The organism is Candidatus Rokuibacteriota bacterium (assembly GCA_016188005.1).
Classification (GTDB): Bacteria; Methylomirabilota; Methylomirabilia; order Rokubacteriales; family CSP1-6; genus UBA12499.
On sequence record JACPIQ010000063.1, the window covers coordinates 19,073 to 33,387 of the forward strand.

Annotated in this window: 14 protein-coding genes and 3 tRNA genes; all 17 read right to left on the reverse strand. The window is 71.8% G+C overall.

Translation table 11 applies throughout. The features are described from left to right. Positions 1–108: 108 nt before the first annotated feature. Complete coding sequence (locus HYV93_11925) at positions 109–429, reverse strand: hypothetical protein (protein MBI2526681.1); 321 nt, start codon at positions 427–429, stop codon at positions 109–111. A 15-nt stretch (positions 430–444) separates the two neighbouring features. Continuing rightward, positions 445–1,467, reverse strand: a complete 1,023-nt coding sequence (gene moaA / locus HYV93_11930; protein ID MBI2526682.1) for a GTP 3',8-cyclase MoaA — start codon at positions 1,465–1,467, stop codon at positions 445–447. Beyond that, entirely contained in the window at positions 1,464–1,769 is a 306-nt protein-coding gene (locus tag HYV93_11935) for a Rieske 2Fe-2S domain-containing protein (protein MBI2526683.1), read from the reverse strand. Before HYV93_11935 ends, moaA begins: the two co-directional genes overlap by 4 nt. After that, positions 1,757–3,442, reverse strand: a complete 1,686-nt coding sequence (locus HYV93_11940) for a radical SAM protein (GenBank protein MBI2526684.1) — start codon at positions 3,440–3,442, stop codon at positions 1,757–1,759. Before HYV93_11940 ends, HYV93_11935 begins: the two co-directional genes overlap by 13 nt. Positions 3,443–3,821: 379 nt before the next feature. Then, entirely contained in the window at positions 3,822–4,265 is a 444-nt protein-coding gene (locus HYV93_11945) for a YjbQ family protein (protein ID MBI2526685.1), read from the reverse strand. A 38-nt stretch (positions 4,266–4,303) separates the two neighbouring features. Continuing rightward, positions 4,304–4,393 (reverse strand) — tRNA-Leu (locus tag HYV93_11950). Positions 4,394–4,423: 30 nt separating this feature from the next. Continuing rightward, positions 4,424–4,499, reverse strand: a tRNA-Cys gene (locus HYV93_11955). Between the two features lie 45 nt (positions 4,500–4,544). Beyond that, a tRNA-Gly gene (locus HYV93_11960) sits at positions 4,545–4,619 on the reverse strand. A gap of 50 nt (positions 4,620–4,669) precedes the next feature. Next, positions 4,670–5,683 (reverse strand): galactose-1-phosphate uridylyltransferase, encoded by a 1,014-nt coding sequence (galT, locus tag HYV93_11965; GenBank protein ID MBI2526686.1) that lies wholly within the window; start codon positions 5,681–5,683, stop codon positions 4,670–4,672. After that, positions 5,676–6,683, reverse strand: a complete 1,008-nt coding sequence (locus HYV93_11970) for an NAD(P)-dependent glycerol-3-phosphate dehydrogenase (GenBank protein MBI2526687.1) — start codon at positions 6,681–6,683, stop codon at positions 5,676–5,678. The genes galT and HYV93_11970 overlap by 8 nt, the downstream gene beginning before the upstream one ends. A 13-nt stretch (positions 6,684–6,696) precedes the next feature. After that, positions 6,697–7,293, reverse strand: coding sequence for a glycerol-3-phosphate 1-O-acyltransferase PlsY (gene plsY, locus HYV93_11975; protein MBI2526688.1), 597 nt, complete (start codon positions 7,291–7,293; stop codon positions 6,697–6,699). Beyond that, on the reverse strand, positions 7,290–7,865 hold the full coding sequence (gene pgsA, locus HYV93_11980; protein ID MBI2526689.1) for a CDP-diacylglycerol--glycerol-3-phosphate 3-phosphatidyltransferase: 576 nt from the start codon (positions 7,863–7,865) through the stop codon (positions 7,290–7,292). Before pgsA ends, plsY begins: the two co-directional genes overlap by 4 nt. After that, a complete protein-coding gene (locus HYV93_11985) occupies positions 7,862–8,629 on the reverse strand; it encodes a 2-phosphosulfolactate phosphatase (protein ID MBI2526690.1) in 768 nt (255 codons plus the stop codon). Before HYV93_11985 ends, pgsA begins: the two co-directional genes overlap by 4 nt. Positions 8,630–8,647: 18 nt before the next feature. Then, positions 8,648–9,856, reverse strand: coding sequence for an argininosuccinate synthase (locus tag HYV93_11990; protein ID MBI2526691.1), 1,209 nt, complete (start codon positions 9,854–9,856; stop codon positions 8,648–8,650). An 11-nt stretch (positions 9,857–9,867) separates the two neighbouring features. Then, complete coding sequence (gene argF, locus HYV93_11995) at positions 9,868–12,081, reverse strand: ornithine carbamoyltransferase (GenBank protein MBI2526692.1); 2,214 nt, start codon at positions 12,079–12,081, stop codon at positions 9,868–9,870. Then, entirely contained in the window at positions 12,023–12,889 is an 867-nt protein-coding gene (gene argB / locus HYV93_12000; GenBank protein MBI2526693.1) for an acetylglutamate kinase, read from the reverse strand. The genes argF and argB overlap by 59 nt, the downstream gene beginning before the upstream one ends. Positions 12,890–12,921: 32 nt before the next feature. Next, positions 12,922–14,274, reverse strand: a complete 1,353-nt coding sequence (hslU, locus tag HYV93_12005) for an ATP-dependent protease ATPase subunit HslU (protein MBI2526694.1) — start codon at positions 14,272–14,274, stop codon at positions 12,922–12,924. Between the last annotated feature and the right edge of the window lie 41 nt (positions 14,275–14,315).

The window sequence follows — 14,315 nt, forward strand, 5'->3', positions numbered from 1 at the left end:
GTGCCCGGCGTGCGGGTCGCACTCTCCCAGCCAGCCGGCGCTCCCTGCCGCCCCTTGCCACCGGGAGGTCGCCGCGATCGCCCGGGCCGTGGAGGGGCGTCCCCGCGCCTATGTCCGGCGGAACACCACGGCCCAGGTGGCGAGGAAGAGCATCCCGAAGAGGAACATGCCGACGAAGCCGGCGCCCCAGAAGGCGGGCACCTCCTCCTCCGGCAGCGCGCGGGTGATGAGCGAGGCCGCGGCGGTGCTCCCCGCGAGGATCAGGAGGTCCACCACCATGAGCCCCGCCACGGCGTCCGGACCGGCGCCGAGGCCAGCGAGGGCCGCCACGTGCACGAGGGCGGCGGCGGTGAAGAGCAGCGCGGCAGCGCGCAGGGCGTGCCGTCGGCCGGAGGCGCCGCCAATCCGCGGAGTGATGTCAGAATGCAAGACCTGACCCCAAGGTTAGCCGCCGCGGGTGTGCATCTCCAGGTGGGGGTCGCGCTTGAGCTCGCCGATCTGCACCAGCGGGGCGCGGCGGTCAGCCATGGCCAGCCGCTCCTCGGCGCCGCGGTCGGCGCGCTCCTGCCAGGTGGAGACGATGAGGCGCTTCAGCTCCTCCCGCGTGGCCCCCGAGCGCAGCGCCTGGCGCAGGTCCGTCCCCCGCGTGGCGTAGAGGCAGAGGTACCAGAGGCCGTCGGCCGTGAGCCGGCTCCGGTCGCAACTCCGGCAGAAGGGCTGAGTCGTGGAGGAGATGATCCCGAACACGCACCCGTCGGGGAGGATGAAGCGGTCGGCCGGCGCCGTGCTGTCCTCGACGAGGGCCGTCACGCCTCCGTAGTGCCGCCCGAGCACCTCCAGCATCTCGGCGCGCGACACCACGCGGTCCATGGACCAGTGGATGGCCCCGCCCACGTCCATGTACTCGATGAAGCGCACCTCGGCGCCGACGCGGCGGCCGTACTCGACGAGCTCCACCAGCTCGTCGTCATTGGTACCCCGGATGACGACGGCGTCGAGCTTGAGCCCGGGGAAGCCGGCCCGCCCCACGGCCTCGATCCCCTCGAGCACGCGCGGGTGCAGCTCCCGCCTGGCCAGCGCCTTGAAGCGCTCGGCGCGGAGGGTGTCGAGGCTCACGGTGACCCGGTGCAGACCCGCGGCGCGGAGCGCCGGCGCGTGCTCGGCCAGCAGGACTCCATTGGTCGTCATGGCGAGGTCCGTGATGCGCGGGTTCGCGGCGAGCATCCGGATCAGCGCCTCGACGCCCTTGCGCAGGAGCGGCTCGCCGCCGGTGAGGCGCACCTTGTCCACGCCGAGGTCGCAGAAGACGTCCACCAGGAGGGCGCACTCCTCGAAGGAGAGGATGTCCTCGCGCGGGAGCCAGACGTACTCCTCTTCCGGCATGCAGTACTGGCAGCGCAGGTTGCAGCGATCGGTCACGGACAGCCGGAGGTTGCGGAGCGGGCGGGCGAGGGCGTCGCGGATCATGGGATCTCGGCGAAGACCTCGCCGTCCCGGACGGACACCTCGAAGCACGGCACGGCGAGCACCGGGTTGTTGACGTTGGCCCCGGTGGTCACATCCCAGCGCCAGCCGTGCCAGGGGCACGTGACGACGGTGCCGTGGAGGTCACCATCGGCCAGCGGCCCACCGCGGTGGGGGCACTCGTTGGCGATGGCGCAGTAGGCGCCGCCCACGTTGAAGAGCGCGACGGCCGTGCCCGCTGCCGCGATGACCCGGCCCTCGCCGGCCCCCACCTCGGCCACCCGGGCCAGTCTCACGCGCGCCACGGCAGCAGCTCCTCGAGCGCGAGCCCGGCCCGCTCCCACTCCTTGACGAGGTTGGCCTTCTTCACGCCGACCTGGAAGTGATCCCACGGCAGGACCTCGTCAAGCGAGCGCGGCCGCCGCGTGTAGAAGGCCGGGTCGCCGTCCCACTCGCGCAGCGCGCGCCGCCAGTCGCCGCCCAGCGTGGCCGCCAGCTCCACGAAGTCGGCCACGCGCCGGTCGCCGCGGGCCAGCAGCGCCTGGAGCGCCGCCTCGCGCGGGTTCTCGTGCAGCACGCGGACGGTGGACAGCCGCCGCACCGCGCGCTTGATCAGGTCGAGCTTGTCCTCCAGCACCCGATGGTCCTCGAACGGGGCCCACTGGAAGGGGGTCCAGGGCTTGGGCACGAAGGAGGAGATGGACAGCGTGAGCCGGCCGAAGGGGTGGCCGTCGGGCCCGGGGACCTGCAGGCGCCGGAGGAGCCGCGCGGCCAGCTCGCCGATGGCCTCGACATCCTCGCGCGTCTCCGTCGGCAGGCCGATCATGAAGTAGCACTTGAGGTTCGGGATGCCGTGGCGCCGCACCAGGTCGCAGGCCGCGACGAGATGCTCGTCGGTGATGGGCTTGCGGATGGCGAGTCGGAGGCGCTCGGTGCCGGCCTCCGGCGCCATGGTCAGCGTGCGGTGCCCGCCCCGTGCCAGCGAGGCGACCAGGGGCTCGGTGAGGCTGTCGGCCCGGAGCGAGGAGATGGACAGCTCCACCCCGTGCTCCTCCAGCGCCTCCAGGAGCTCGCCGATCCACGGGTAGTCCGACACGCAGGCGCCCACGAGCCCCACGCGCCTGGAGCCCTTCGCGATCTGCGCGACCGACTCGCGCAGCGCGGCCACGCTCCGATGCCGCACGGGGCGGTAGATCTGCCCTTCCAGGCAGAAGCGGCAGCCGCGGCCGCAGCCCTTGCCAACCTCGAGGAGCGCCATGTGACCGTACTCCGCTCGCGGCGTCTTGAGGAGCGACAGGGTCTCGAAGCGGTTGACGTCGGCGAGCCGGCGCTTGGCGACGATCTGCGGCACACCAGGCGAGGTCGGGACGACCTCCGCGATGGTCCCGTCGGCGGCATGGCGGACGTCATAGGCGCCCGGGATGTAGATCCCCCCGAGCCGCGCCAGCGCCTCGAGGAAGCCCCGGCGCGAGCCGGGCTCCCGCGCGGCCCCACTCTCGCGGTAGGCGGCGACGATCTCGCCCACGAGCTCCTCGCCCTCGCCCACGGCCACGAAGTCCATGAAGGGCGCCATCGGCTCCGGGTTCGAGAAGGCGCAGACGCCGCCCATCATGACGACGGGATGCGAGGCGTCTCGATCCGCCGCCCGGGCGGGGATGCCCGCCAGCTGGAGCAGCCGCACCACGTTGATGTAGTCCCCCTCGTAGGTGACCGAGAAGCCCACCAGATCGAACTCCGACAGCGGGCGGAGCGATTCCAGGGAGAAGGGTGCCGTGCCCGTCCGCAGATGCTCGTCGAGATCCTCGGGGTCGGGGAAGAAGACCCGCTCGCAGACCGCGTCGGGAAGCGCGTTCAGGTGGGCGTAGATGGTCTGGAAGCCCAGGTTGGACATCCCGACCGCGTAGGTGTTCGGGTAGACGAGCGCCACCGAGACGCGGCCCCCCCATTCCTTCCGGGAGAGGCCCTCCTCGCCGGCCACGCGGGCCTGCGCCCTTCGCTTGAGTGCCCACGACGACATGGGCACTAAGTCTACCACCCCCGGGGTCAGGTCTTGCATTGCGACATCGGCGGGGTCGGCAGGGTCCGGTCCGGCGCTCTGAGAGGGGTCGCGGCGCTGGCCGCCGGGTGCGGCCGGGGACGCCGCAGCGCTCCCGCCGTGACAAGTGTCGGATTGCAAGACCTGACCCCAAGCGGGGCGGAGCCGGCGGGCCCCTCTAGGGGGTCAGGTCTTGCATTCCGACATCGGCGGGGGTGCGGTCCTGCGCCGTGACGTGGGTCAGGACAGTCGTTAGTGTGTTCGGCCGGGCGGGCAGCGGCGCCCGCGCCGGGGCCACGTGTCGGATTGCAAGACCTGACCCCTAGACGCCCATGATCTGGATGTCGATGGTGCGCGGGCGCGGCCCGTCCAGCTCGGCGAACAGGATGGACTGGAAGCGCCCCAGCGCCAGCTCGCCGCCGCTGATCCCGACGGCCACGCTCCGGCCCAGGAGGGCGGCCCGGAGATGGGAGGAGGCGTTCCCGCGCTCGCAGTCGGAGTAGCGCGGATCATCGTGGCGGTAGCCCGCGTGGTCGGGGACCAGCCGGTCCACCATCGCCTTGAGGTCCTCCACGAGGGCTCCCTGGAACTCGTTGACGAAGAGCGCGCAGGTGGTGTGCAGCGAGTTGGCGAGGAGGATGCCTTCCTTGATGTCAGCGGCGAGCATGAGGTCGCGGATCTGCTTGGTGATGTCCAGGACCTGGGTGCGCTTCTCGCTCAGCATCGTGAAGGTCTTCCGCACCACCTTGAGGGTCTGCACAGTCACGTTCCTCCCTGACCGCTGGAGTCAGCCCGTGCCTGCCGTGGTGCCGAGGGGGGGAGTCGAACCCCCACGGCCCCGGCAGGGCCAGCGGGTTTTAAGCCCGCCGCGTCTCCCAGTTCCGCCACCCCGGCCTGAGACTGGCTGCCATCACCTGCGATGCGTGGAGGCGGCGAGCGGATTCGAACCGCTGCATAGAGGTTTTGCAGACCTCCGCCTTAACCACTTGGCTACGCCGCCGCGGGATCAAGAGGGGCCCGCGATCCGAGCCCCGGTCATGGCGCATGGAGCGGGAAACGGGATTCGAACCCGCGACCCCAACCTTGGCAAGGTTGTGCTCTACCACTGAGCTATTCCCGCCTGCCGGCCTTCGGCAACGCGACACACTCTAACAAACGCCTGGAATGGTGTCAACTTACGGGCGACCCGCGCTCCTCCCCGCGCAGGTACTGGACGGCGTCCTCCGGCGGAACCGGGTTGATGAAGAACCCCGTCCCCCACTCGAACCCCGCCACCCGCGTGAGCTTGGGGATGATCTCGAGATGCCAGTGGAAGTGGTCGAGCGCCCCCGCCCTCAGCGGCGCGCTGTGGAGCATGTAGTTGAAGGGCGGATCCCCGAGGACCCGCCCCATTCGCCGCAGGATCTCTCCCAGGAGCCGCGCCAGCGGGCCGAGGTCGCGGACCTCCGTCTCCTCGAAGCGGGAGCGATGCCCGGCAGGCAGGATCCAGGTCTCGAAGGGCAGGCGCGGGGCGAAGGGCGCCAGGGCCACGAAGCCATCGCTCTCGACGATGATGCGCCCACCTGAGCGGCGCTCCTGCCGGATGATGTCGCACCAGATGCAGCGCTTCTTGAGGCGGAAGTGCCGCTCCGCCCCCTCGATCTCCTCCGTCACCATGGCGGGCACGATGGGGGTGGCGATCAGCTGGGAGTGGGGATGCGCGAGGGAGGCCCCGGCGGCCTCCCCGTGATTCTTGAAGACCATCACGTAGCGAAACCGGCTGTCCTTGCCGAGGTCCCGCATGCGCTCGCGATAGGCCCAGAGCACATCGGCGACCGTGGCCTCCGGCAGGCTGGCGAGCGCGGCCCCATGGTCCGGCGTCTCGATGATCACCTCGTGGGCACCCACTCCGCTCATCCGATCGTAGAGGCCTTCCCCGGCGGGCTCCAGCTCCCCCTCGATGCGGAGCGCCGGGAACTTGTTGGGGACGACCCGCACGCTCCAGCCGGGCTGGTTGGGCCGGCTGCCGGGGCTGCGGACCGCGAGGATCTCGGCCGGGGTATGCCCCTCCTGCCCCGGACAGAACACGCAGACGCCCCCCACACGCTGGACCGGCTGCGGCGCGAAGTCCGAGGGGCGCCGCGCGCGCTCCGTGGAGATGATGACCCAGCGCCCCACCACCGGGTCCTTGCGGAGCTCAGCCATCGTCCCCCTCGTCCTCCGCCTGGAGCGAGCGAGCCAGGAGCCCGGCCAGGGCGCGGGCCGCCGGAGTACCGCCATGGAGCACCGAAGCCACTGCCTCGCAGATCGGCATGCTCACTTTGGCTTCCGCCGCGAGACGGAGGGCCGAGGCGACCGTCCGCGCCCCTTCGGCCACGCTCCGGGTGCTCCCCTCGACCTCAGCCAGGCTCTTGCCGCGCCCCACCTCCAGGCCCAGCGCCCGGTTCCGGCTGAGCGTGCCCGTGGCGGTGAGGACGAGGTCGCCAAGGCCGGCCAGGCCGAGAAAGGTGCGCGCGGAGGCCCCGAAGGCCACGCCGAGGCGCACGATCTCGGCCAGACCGCGCGTGACCAGCGCCGCCCGCGCGTTCTCGCCCAGGTAGAGGCTGTCGGACAGCCCAGCGGCGATGGCCACCACGTTCTTCAGGGCCCCGGCCAGCTCGACGCCGATGACGTCTCGATTCGTGTAGAGCCTGAACTCAGGAGAGGCAAGTTCCTGCTGGACAAAGCGTGCCACCTGCCGGTCCCCAGAGGCGACGACGAGTGCCGTCGGCAGCCCCAGCGCGACCTCGCGCGCGAAGGACGGACCCGAGAGGACCGCGACGGGCGAGCCGGGCAGGATCTCCCCGAGGAGCTGGGAGACGCGGAGTCCCCGATCGGGCTCGAGCCCCTTGGTGGCCGAGACGACGATGGCCCCCCGCGGCACGACCGTGCCCAGCCTCGCCATCACCGCCCGCAGGAACTGCGACGGCACGGCAACGATCACGATGCTGGCGCCGCCGAGGGCCTCGCCGCCCTCGGAGGTCGCCAGGATGCCGGGGGGAAGGGCGATACCGGGCAGGTACCGGGGATTCCGCGCTCGCTCCCGTAGCTCGCGGGCGAGAGCGGGATCGCGCGCCCAGAGCCGGGGACTGAGACCCCGGCGGGCGAGGTGGATGGCCAGCGCCGTCCCCCAGCTCCCGGCGCCGATGATGCCGACCGCGCTCATGCCCTCCCGCCGCTCATGCCGCAGGCGCCCGCGCTCCCAGCCGCGACTCCGTCCCCTGCATCAGCCGGTGGAGGTTCTCGCGATGGCGAACGAGGATCATGGCCGCCGCCGCGCCGGCCGCGGAGGCGGACTGCCACGGATAGCCGAGCAGCGCCACTCCCAGCGGCAGGCCGAGGCAGGCCAGCATGGAGGCCAGCGAGACGTAGCGGAAGGAGGCCACCAGCGCCACCCAGACGGCCGCCGAGGGAACGATGGCCCAGGGCGCCAGCGCCAGGAAGGCTCCGAGCCCCGTGGCCACGCCCTTCCCGCCGCGGAAGCGGAGAAAGGGTGACCAGCAATTGCCCACCACGGCGAGAACGGCGCCCGCGGCCTGCCAGGCCGGGTGCGCGCCGAGCGCGCCGGCCACGGCCACCGCCGCGTAGCCCTTCACGACATCACCGAGGAGGGTGACGATGCCGGCCGCCGCTCCCAGGGTGCGGAGGACGTTGGTGGCGCCGATGTTGCCGCTGCCCCGGCGGCGGATGTCCCCCCCTCCCGCCGCGCGCGCGACGAGCACACCCACGGGAATGGCGCCGATGAGATAGGCCAGGAGCGCGCCGAGCACCCTCATGGCCAGCGCTCCTGATCCTTGACCAGCACCCCCGGGCCCGTCTTGAGGAAGAAGCCGTAGAAGTAGTGGCCGCCGGAGACCACGGTCACGGCCAGCGCCAGCCAGATTGCGACGGTCGAGAGCAGGTGGAAGGGGACCACGTCCGCCGGCAGGCCCTTCTCGAGGATCAGGATGGTGATGGCCACGTACTGGGTGACGGTCTTCCACTTCCCGAGCCGGGAGGCCGCCACGATGATGCCCATGGACAGCGCCACCCCGCGCAGCCCGGTCACTGCCAGCTCGCGCCCGATGATCACGACGGCCACCCAGGCCGCCACCATCTCCACCTGGACGAGCGAGACGAGGGCGGCGGCCACCAGGAGCTTGTCGGCCACGGGATCGAGCAGCGTGCCGAGCCGCGTCACCTGGTTCCAGCGGCGGGCCATGCTCCCGTCCAGCCAGTCGGTGAACGCGGCCGCCACGAAGATGACGGCCGCGATCAGCACGCTGACCCGCTCGGAGGAGATGAGGAAGACGATGAGCAGCGGGACGAGCACGATGCGGACCAGGGTGAGCGCGATGGGGATGTTCACGGCAGCCCCGCCCCGCGGCCCATCACCACACCCGGCACGATGGCGCCGTCCTCGAACACCGGCACCTCGTCCACCGTGGACAGCGCCAGGCACGCCCAGAGGTCCTCCGAGCGGCCGGCGCGCGCCAGCGTCCGCGCCCACGTGGCGTCCTCCAGGAGCGCGCCGAGGCGGCCCGCGTAATGCGCGCTGAGGCGCCAGGCCGCCACCGCCGCATCGGAGACCTCCACGGTCCCGCCGGCGCGCCCCACCTCTGCCGTGATGCGCTCCACGAGGATCCCCGCGCACACCGCATCCTCCAGGGAGAAGGCCCCCTGCTCGCCGGCGCAGAGCACGGTGGCATCCCGTCCCTGCCCGAGCGCCCAGCGGGCCACGGCCTCCACGTTCGTCAGCGCAGCCACGGCCACCGCGGCGGCGCCGCGCGCCGCCAGGATGGCGGCGGTGCCGTTGGTGGTGGTCAGCACGAGGGTGCGGCCCCGCACGCGCTCGGCCGTGTACTCGAGGGGGGAGTTCCCGAGATCGAAGCCCACGATGGGGTCCCCCCCCCGCTCGCCCGCCAGCAGCACCTCCCCCGGCGGACGGCCACCGGCGCCGAGCTGCGCCCACGCGGCGGCCGCATCGGGGACGGGGATCACCCGCCGGCAGCCCGCCGCGCAGGCCGCGATCACCGTCGTCGTCGCCCGCATCACGTCCACGACGACCGCTGCGCGCCCCGACAGGTCGAGGCCCGCGAACTCGGCCGGGCTCAGCGCGACGTGCAGGTGCATGGGGGGCGCCGGTCCCCCTCAGCGGGCGCGGTCGCGGAGCGCGCGGATCTTCAGCCGCAGGGCGCTCAGGCTGATGAAGCCTTCGGCGTCCTTCTGCCGGTAGACCCGGTCGGCCTCGAAGGTCACGAAATCCGTCCGGTAGAGCGAGCGCGGCGAGCGGCGGCCCGCCACCGTGATGGTCCCCTTGTAGAGCTTGAGCCGCACGGTGCCGGTCACGTCCTTCTGGATGGCGTCCATCAGCGTCTGCAGTGCCTCCCGCTCCGGGGCGAACCAGAAGCCGTAGTAGATCATCTCGGCGTAGCGCGGGATGAGCGAGTCGCGCAGATGCAGGGCCTCGCGGTCCAGCGTGAGCGACTCCAGCGCGCGGTGCGCCGCCTGCAGGATGGTGCCGCCGGGGGTCTCGTAGACGCCGCGCGACTTCATCCCCACGTACCGGTTCTCCACCAGGTCCACGCGCCCGACGCCGTGCTCCCCCCCCAGCCGGTTCAGCCGCTCGAGCAGCGCCACGGGCGGCAGGCGCTGGCCGTCCACCGCCACCGGATCGCCGGCCTCGTACTCGAGCTCCACGTAGACCGGCACGTCGGGCGCCGACTCCGGGGAGCTGGTCAGGAGGAACATCTTCGGCGGCGGCTCGGCCCAGGGGTCCTCGAGGATCCCGCCCTCGTAGGAGATGTGGAAGAGGTTGCGGTCGGTGGAGTACGGGCGCTCGGCGGTCACCGGCACCGGGATGTCGTGGCGCCGCGCGAACTCCATGAGCGCCGTGCGCGAGTCCAGGTCCCATTCCCGCCACGGCGCGATCACGGTCAGCTCGGGGGCGAGCGCCGCGTACGTCAGCTCGAAGCGCACCTGGTCATTGCCCTTGCCGGTGGCGCCGTGGCTCACGGCGTCGGCGCCCGCCTCGCGCGCCACCGCCACCTGCGCCTTGGCGATGAGGGGGCGCGCGATGGAGGTGCCCATGAGGTAGGCGCCCTCGTACATCGCGTCGGCGCGCAGCATCGGGAAGATGAAGTCCCGGACGAACTCCTCGCGCAGGTCCAGGATGTGGACCGCCGAGGCGCCCGTGCGGAGCGCCTTCTCGCGGACCGGGATCAGCTCCTCCCCCTGCCCCAGGTCGGCGCAGTAGGCCACGACCTCGCAGCGATAGGTCTCGATGAGCCAGCGGAGGATGACGGAGGTGTCGAGCCCCCCCGAGTACGCCAGCACGACTCGCTTCACGGGTGTGTTCATGGCTCCTCGCGCTATCCGTGGCCCAGGAGGTGCAGGATGATGCCCTTCTGGGCGTGAAGCCGGTTCTCCGCCTGGTCCAGGACGACGCTCTGGGGTCCGTCGAGGACCGCGTCCGTGATCTCCTCCCCGCGATGCGCCGGCAGGCAGTGCATGACGAGGGCCTGCCTGCCCGCGAAGCGGAGCAGGGTGTCGTTGACCTGGTAGCGCTGGAAGACCTCCTGCCGCCGCTCGCGCTCCTGCTCCTGTCCCATGCTGATCCACACGTCGGTGTAGACGACGTCCGCCCCCTCGACGGCCTCGCGAGGCTCCACCGTCAGCGTGACGCGCCCGCCGAGCGCCCGGCAGGCATCCACCACCGCCGGCTGCGGCTCGTAGCCCGGCGGCGTGCAGACGGTCACGGCGGTGCCGGTCAGCGCCGCCAGCAGGAGCACGGAGTGGCAGACGTTGTTGCCGTCGCCCACCCAGGCCAGCCGTGTCCGGGAGAGGTCGAGCCCCCGCTCCCAGAGCGTGAAGAAGTCGGCCATGGCCTGACAGGGGTGCTCGAGATCCGACAGCCCGTTGATCACCGGCACGGCGGCGTGGCGGGCCAGCTCCTCGACCGCCTCGTGGGCGAAGACGCGGGCGGTGATGATGTCCACCCAGCGGGAGAGGTTCCGCGCGACATCCGGCACCGTCTCGCGCGTCCCGAAGCCGATCTCCTGGCCCGACAGATACACGGCCGACCCGCCGAGCTGGAACATGCCGACCTCGAAGGTGACGCGAGTCCGGAGCGAGGGCTTCTCGAAGATGAGCGCCATGCTGCGCCCGGCGAGCGGTGCCCCGCCGGCCCGCGCCCGCTGCCGCTGCTTGAGCTCGGCCGTCAGGCGGAAGAGGCGCTGGACCTCGTCCCGCTCGAGGTCGCGGATGGAGAGGAAGTGCTTCACCGCCTGAGCGCCCCCAGCGCCTCGCCGACGATGTCCACGGCCCGCGCCGCGTCGGCCTCCCCGACGACGAGCGGCGGGGCCATGCGGAGCGTGTTCTCCCCGGCGGTGAGGACCAGGAGCCCCCGCTCGCGGCAGGCGGTCACGACGTCTCCCACGGGCGGCGTCAGATCCACGCCCACCAGGAGCCCGCGCCCCCGCACGGCCCGGATCATCTCGGGCTGGCGCGCGCGCAGCGCCTCGAGCCGCTCGAGCAGGAGGCGTCCCAGGCGAGCGGCCCGCTCGGGGAGCCGCTCCTCGAGCATCGTGCCGAGCACGGTCAGCCCCACCGCCGTGGCGAGCGGGTTGCCGCCGAAGGTGGTGCCGTGGCTGCCGGGGGTGAAGACCTGCGCCACCTCCTCCGTCGCCAGCGTGGCCCCGATGGGGACACCGTTGGCAAGCGCCTTGGCCAGCGTCATGATGTCGGGCACGATCCCCGCATGCTCGTGGCACCAGAGCCGGCCCGTCCGGCCCATGCCGGTCTGGATCTCGTCGAGGATCAGCGCGATGCCGGCCTCGTCGCAGAGCTTCCGCACGCCCGGCAGGTAGCCATCGCCGGGGATGTTCACGCCTCCCTCGCCCTGGATGGGCTCCACGAGCACGCCGGCCGTGCGGCTGTCGATGGCCCGCTCGAGGGCCTTGAGGTCGTCGAAGGGGACGTACTTGAAGCCACCCGGGAGCGGCTCGAAGCCGTGGTGGTACTTCTCCTGAGCCGTGGCCGTCACCGTGGCGAGCGTGCGGCCGTGAAACCCTCCCCGCATGCTGATGATGTCGCCGCGGTCGCTGCCGCCATGGGTCTTGGCCCACTTGCGGGCGAGCTTGATCGCGGTCTCGTTGGCCTCGGCCCCCGAGTTGGAGAAGAAGACGCGGTCGGCGAAGGAGTGCTCGCAGAGGAGCTTGGCGAGATGGATCTGCTGTGGGATGTGGAAGTAGTTCGAGACGTGGAGCAGCGCCGTGGCCTGCTCCCGCATGGTCCCCACCACCCGCGGGTGGGAGTGCCCCAGCGCCGTCACCGCGATGCCGCCGGTGAAGTCGAGGTACTCCCTGCCGTCGGTGTCCCAGACGCGCACCCCCTCGCCGCGCACCAGGGCCACGGGGTACCGCTTGGCGAACGTCATGAGGTGCTTGTCGGACCACTCCAGCAGCTGCTTGGTGTCCACGGGGCTCCCTCCGGCTTCCTTCCTCGCGTCGCGCGGCGCGGCCCGCCTCACAGGACGATCTCGGTGCCGATCCCCTCCCGGGTGAAGATCTCCAGCAGCAGCGCATGGGGGACGCGGCCGTCGATGATGTGCGCCTTGGCCGCCCCGCCCCGGAGCGCCGTCAGCGCCGATTCCACCTTGGGGAGCATGCCGCCCTCGATCACACCGGCCTTGATGAGCCGCTCGGCCTCCTGCCGGGTGAGCGTCGAGATCAGCGCGCCGTCCTCGCCCGCGATGCCCTTGACGTCCGTCAGGTGGACCAGCTTCTCGGCGCGCAGCGCCGCCGCCACCTCGCCGGCCACGAGGTCGGCGTTGATGTTGTAGGTCTCGCCCCCGGCCCCGACGCCCACCGGCGCGAGCACCGGGATGAGGCCGTTGTCCTCGAGCAGGGCGAGCACCTCGGGGTCGATGGCCACGACCTCGCCCACCAGCCCGATGTCCACGAGCCCCCCGTCGGGACCCCGGTGCATCCGCTTCCGCGCCCGGATCAGGTTGCCGTCCTTGCCCGACAGCCCCACCGCCCGGCCGCCGTGCAGGTTGATGAGCGCCACGATCTCCTTGTTGATCTTGCCCACGAGCACCATCTCGACGATCTCGACGGTCTCGGCGTCCGTGACGCGCATGCCGCCCACGAACTCGGGCTCCTTGCCCAGCCGCTTCATGAGCGCGCCGATCTGCGGCCCGCCGCCGTGCACGATGACCGGGCGGATCCCGACGAGGCGCAGCAGCAGCACGTCCCGGGCGAACTGTTCCTTCAGCGGCCCCTGCTCCATGGCCGCGCCCCCGTACTTGATGACGACGCTCTTGCCCTGGAAGGCGCGGATGTACGGCAGGGCCTCGAGGAGGATCTCGGCCTTCTCGATGATGCCGGCCATCGCGGATGCGGGCATGGGCGTCGCCCTCCCGCCTAGAGGATGTACCGCGAGAGGTCCTCGTCCTCGAGGACCTCGGCCAGCCGCGCGTGGACCTGGGCCCCGTCGAGCACGACCTCCTTGCCGGCCATGTCCGGGGCCGAGAACGAGATCTCGTCCAGGAGCCGCTCCATGATCGTGTAGAGCCGCCGCGCCCCGATGTTCTCCGTCCGCTGGTTCACCAGGGAGGCGATCTCGGCCACGGCCTCCACGGCGTCGCCGGTGAAGCGGAGCGACACGCCCTCCGTCTTCAGCAGCTCCACGTACTGCCGGGTGAGCGCATTCTCCGGCTCGCTCAGAATGCGGACAAAGTCCTCCCGCGTCAAGGGCTCCAGCTCGACGCGGATGGGGAAGCGGCCCTGTAGCTCCGGGATCAGGTCGGAGGGCTTCGCCACGTGGAAGGCCCCGGCCGCGATGAACAGGATATGGTCGGTGCGCACCATCCCGTACTTGGTGGCGACCGTCGAGCCCTCCACGATGGGCAAGAGGTCCCGCTGGACCCCCTCCCGGGAGACGTCGGGCCCGTGTCCTCCCTCGCGCCCGGCGATCTTGTCCAGCTCGTCCAGGAAGATGATCCCGGAGTCCTCGACGCGCACGATGGCCTGGGCCACGGCCTCCTCCGCGTCCACGAGCTTCTGCGCCTCCTCCTGCTCGAGGAACCGGCGGGCCTCCCCGATCCGGAGCCGGCGCCGGCGCGTGCGCCCGGGGAGGATGTGCGACAGCATGTCCTTCAGGTTGATGCCGACCTCCTCCATGCCCTGCCCCGAGAAGACCTGGAGCATGGGATTGGACTGGTCGGAGACGTCCATCTCGATGACGCGCTCGTCGAGCTTGCCGGCGCGCAGCTGCGCCCGGAGCTTCTCCCGCGTGGCGTCGCGGGAGGCCTCGTGCGAGACCTCCTCGAGCGTGCTGCTGCTGAAGGCCTCGCCGGGTCGCCGCGGCAGCAGGAGGTCGAGCACCCGCTCCTCGGCCTGGGCCTCGGCCTTCTCCCGGACCGCGGCCGCCATCTCGGCCTTCACCATGGTCACCGACAGCTCCGTGATGTCGCGCACCATGGACTCCACGTCCCGGCCCACGTAGCCGACCTCCGTGTACTTGGAGGCCTCCACCTTGAGGAAAGGGGCCTGCGAGAGCTTGGCGAGCCGGCGGGCGATCTCGGTCTTCCCGACCCCCGTGGGCCCGATCATGATGATGTTCTTCGGGGCCACCTCGTCGCGGAGCCCCGGCGGCAGGTTCTGGCGCCGCCAGCGGTTCCTGAGCGCGATGGCCACGGCGCGCTTGGCCCGCTCCTGCCCGACGATGTACCGGTCCAGCTCGGCGACGATCTGGGCCGGCGTGAGCGCGTTCATTGAAGTCGCCTGAACGTGGAGGACCCCGCGTTGCGGTTGGG

Bases quoted from the DNA above. Each gene is read 5' to 3' on its own strand.
- hslU (MBI2526694.1), bottom strand. From the start codon at position 14,274: ATGAACGCGCTCACGCCGGCCCAGATCGTCGCCGAGCTGGACCGGTAC.
- argB (MBI2526693.1), bottom strand. From the start codon at position 12,889: ATGGCCGGCATCATCGAGAAGGCCGAGATCCTCCTCGAGGCCCTGCCG.
- HYV93_11985 (MBI2526690.1), bottom strand. From the start codon at position 8,629: ATGCACCTGCACGTCGCGCTGAGCCCGGCCGAGTTCGCGGGCCTCGAC.
- HYV93_11990 (MBI2526691.1), bottom strand. From the start codon at position 9,856: ATGAACACACCCGTGAAGCGAGTCGTGCTGGCGTACTCGGGGGGGCTC.
- HYV93_11970 (MBI2526687.1), bottom strand. From the start codon at position 6,683: ATGAGCGCGGTCGGCATCATCGGCGCCGGGAGCTGGGGGACGGCGCTG.
- moaA (MBI2526682.1), bottom strand. From the start codon at position 1,467: ATGATCCGCGACGCCCTCGCCCGCCCGCTCCGCAACCTCCGGCTGTCC.
- plsY (MBI2526688.1), bottom strand. From the start codon at position 7,293: ATGAGGGTGCTCGGCGCGCTCCTGGCCTATCTCATCGGCGCCATTCCC.
- argF (MBI2526692.1), bottom strand. From the start codon at position 12,081: ATGCGCTGCTGCTGGAGATCTTCACCCGGGAGGGGATCGGCACCGAGA.
- galT (MBI2526686.1), bottom strand. From the start codon at position 5,683: ATGGCTGAGCTCCGCAAGGACCCGGTGGTGGGGCGCTGGGTCATCATC.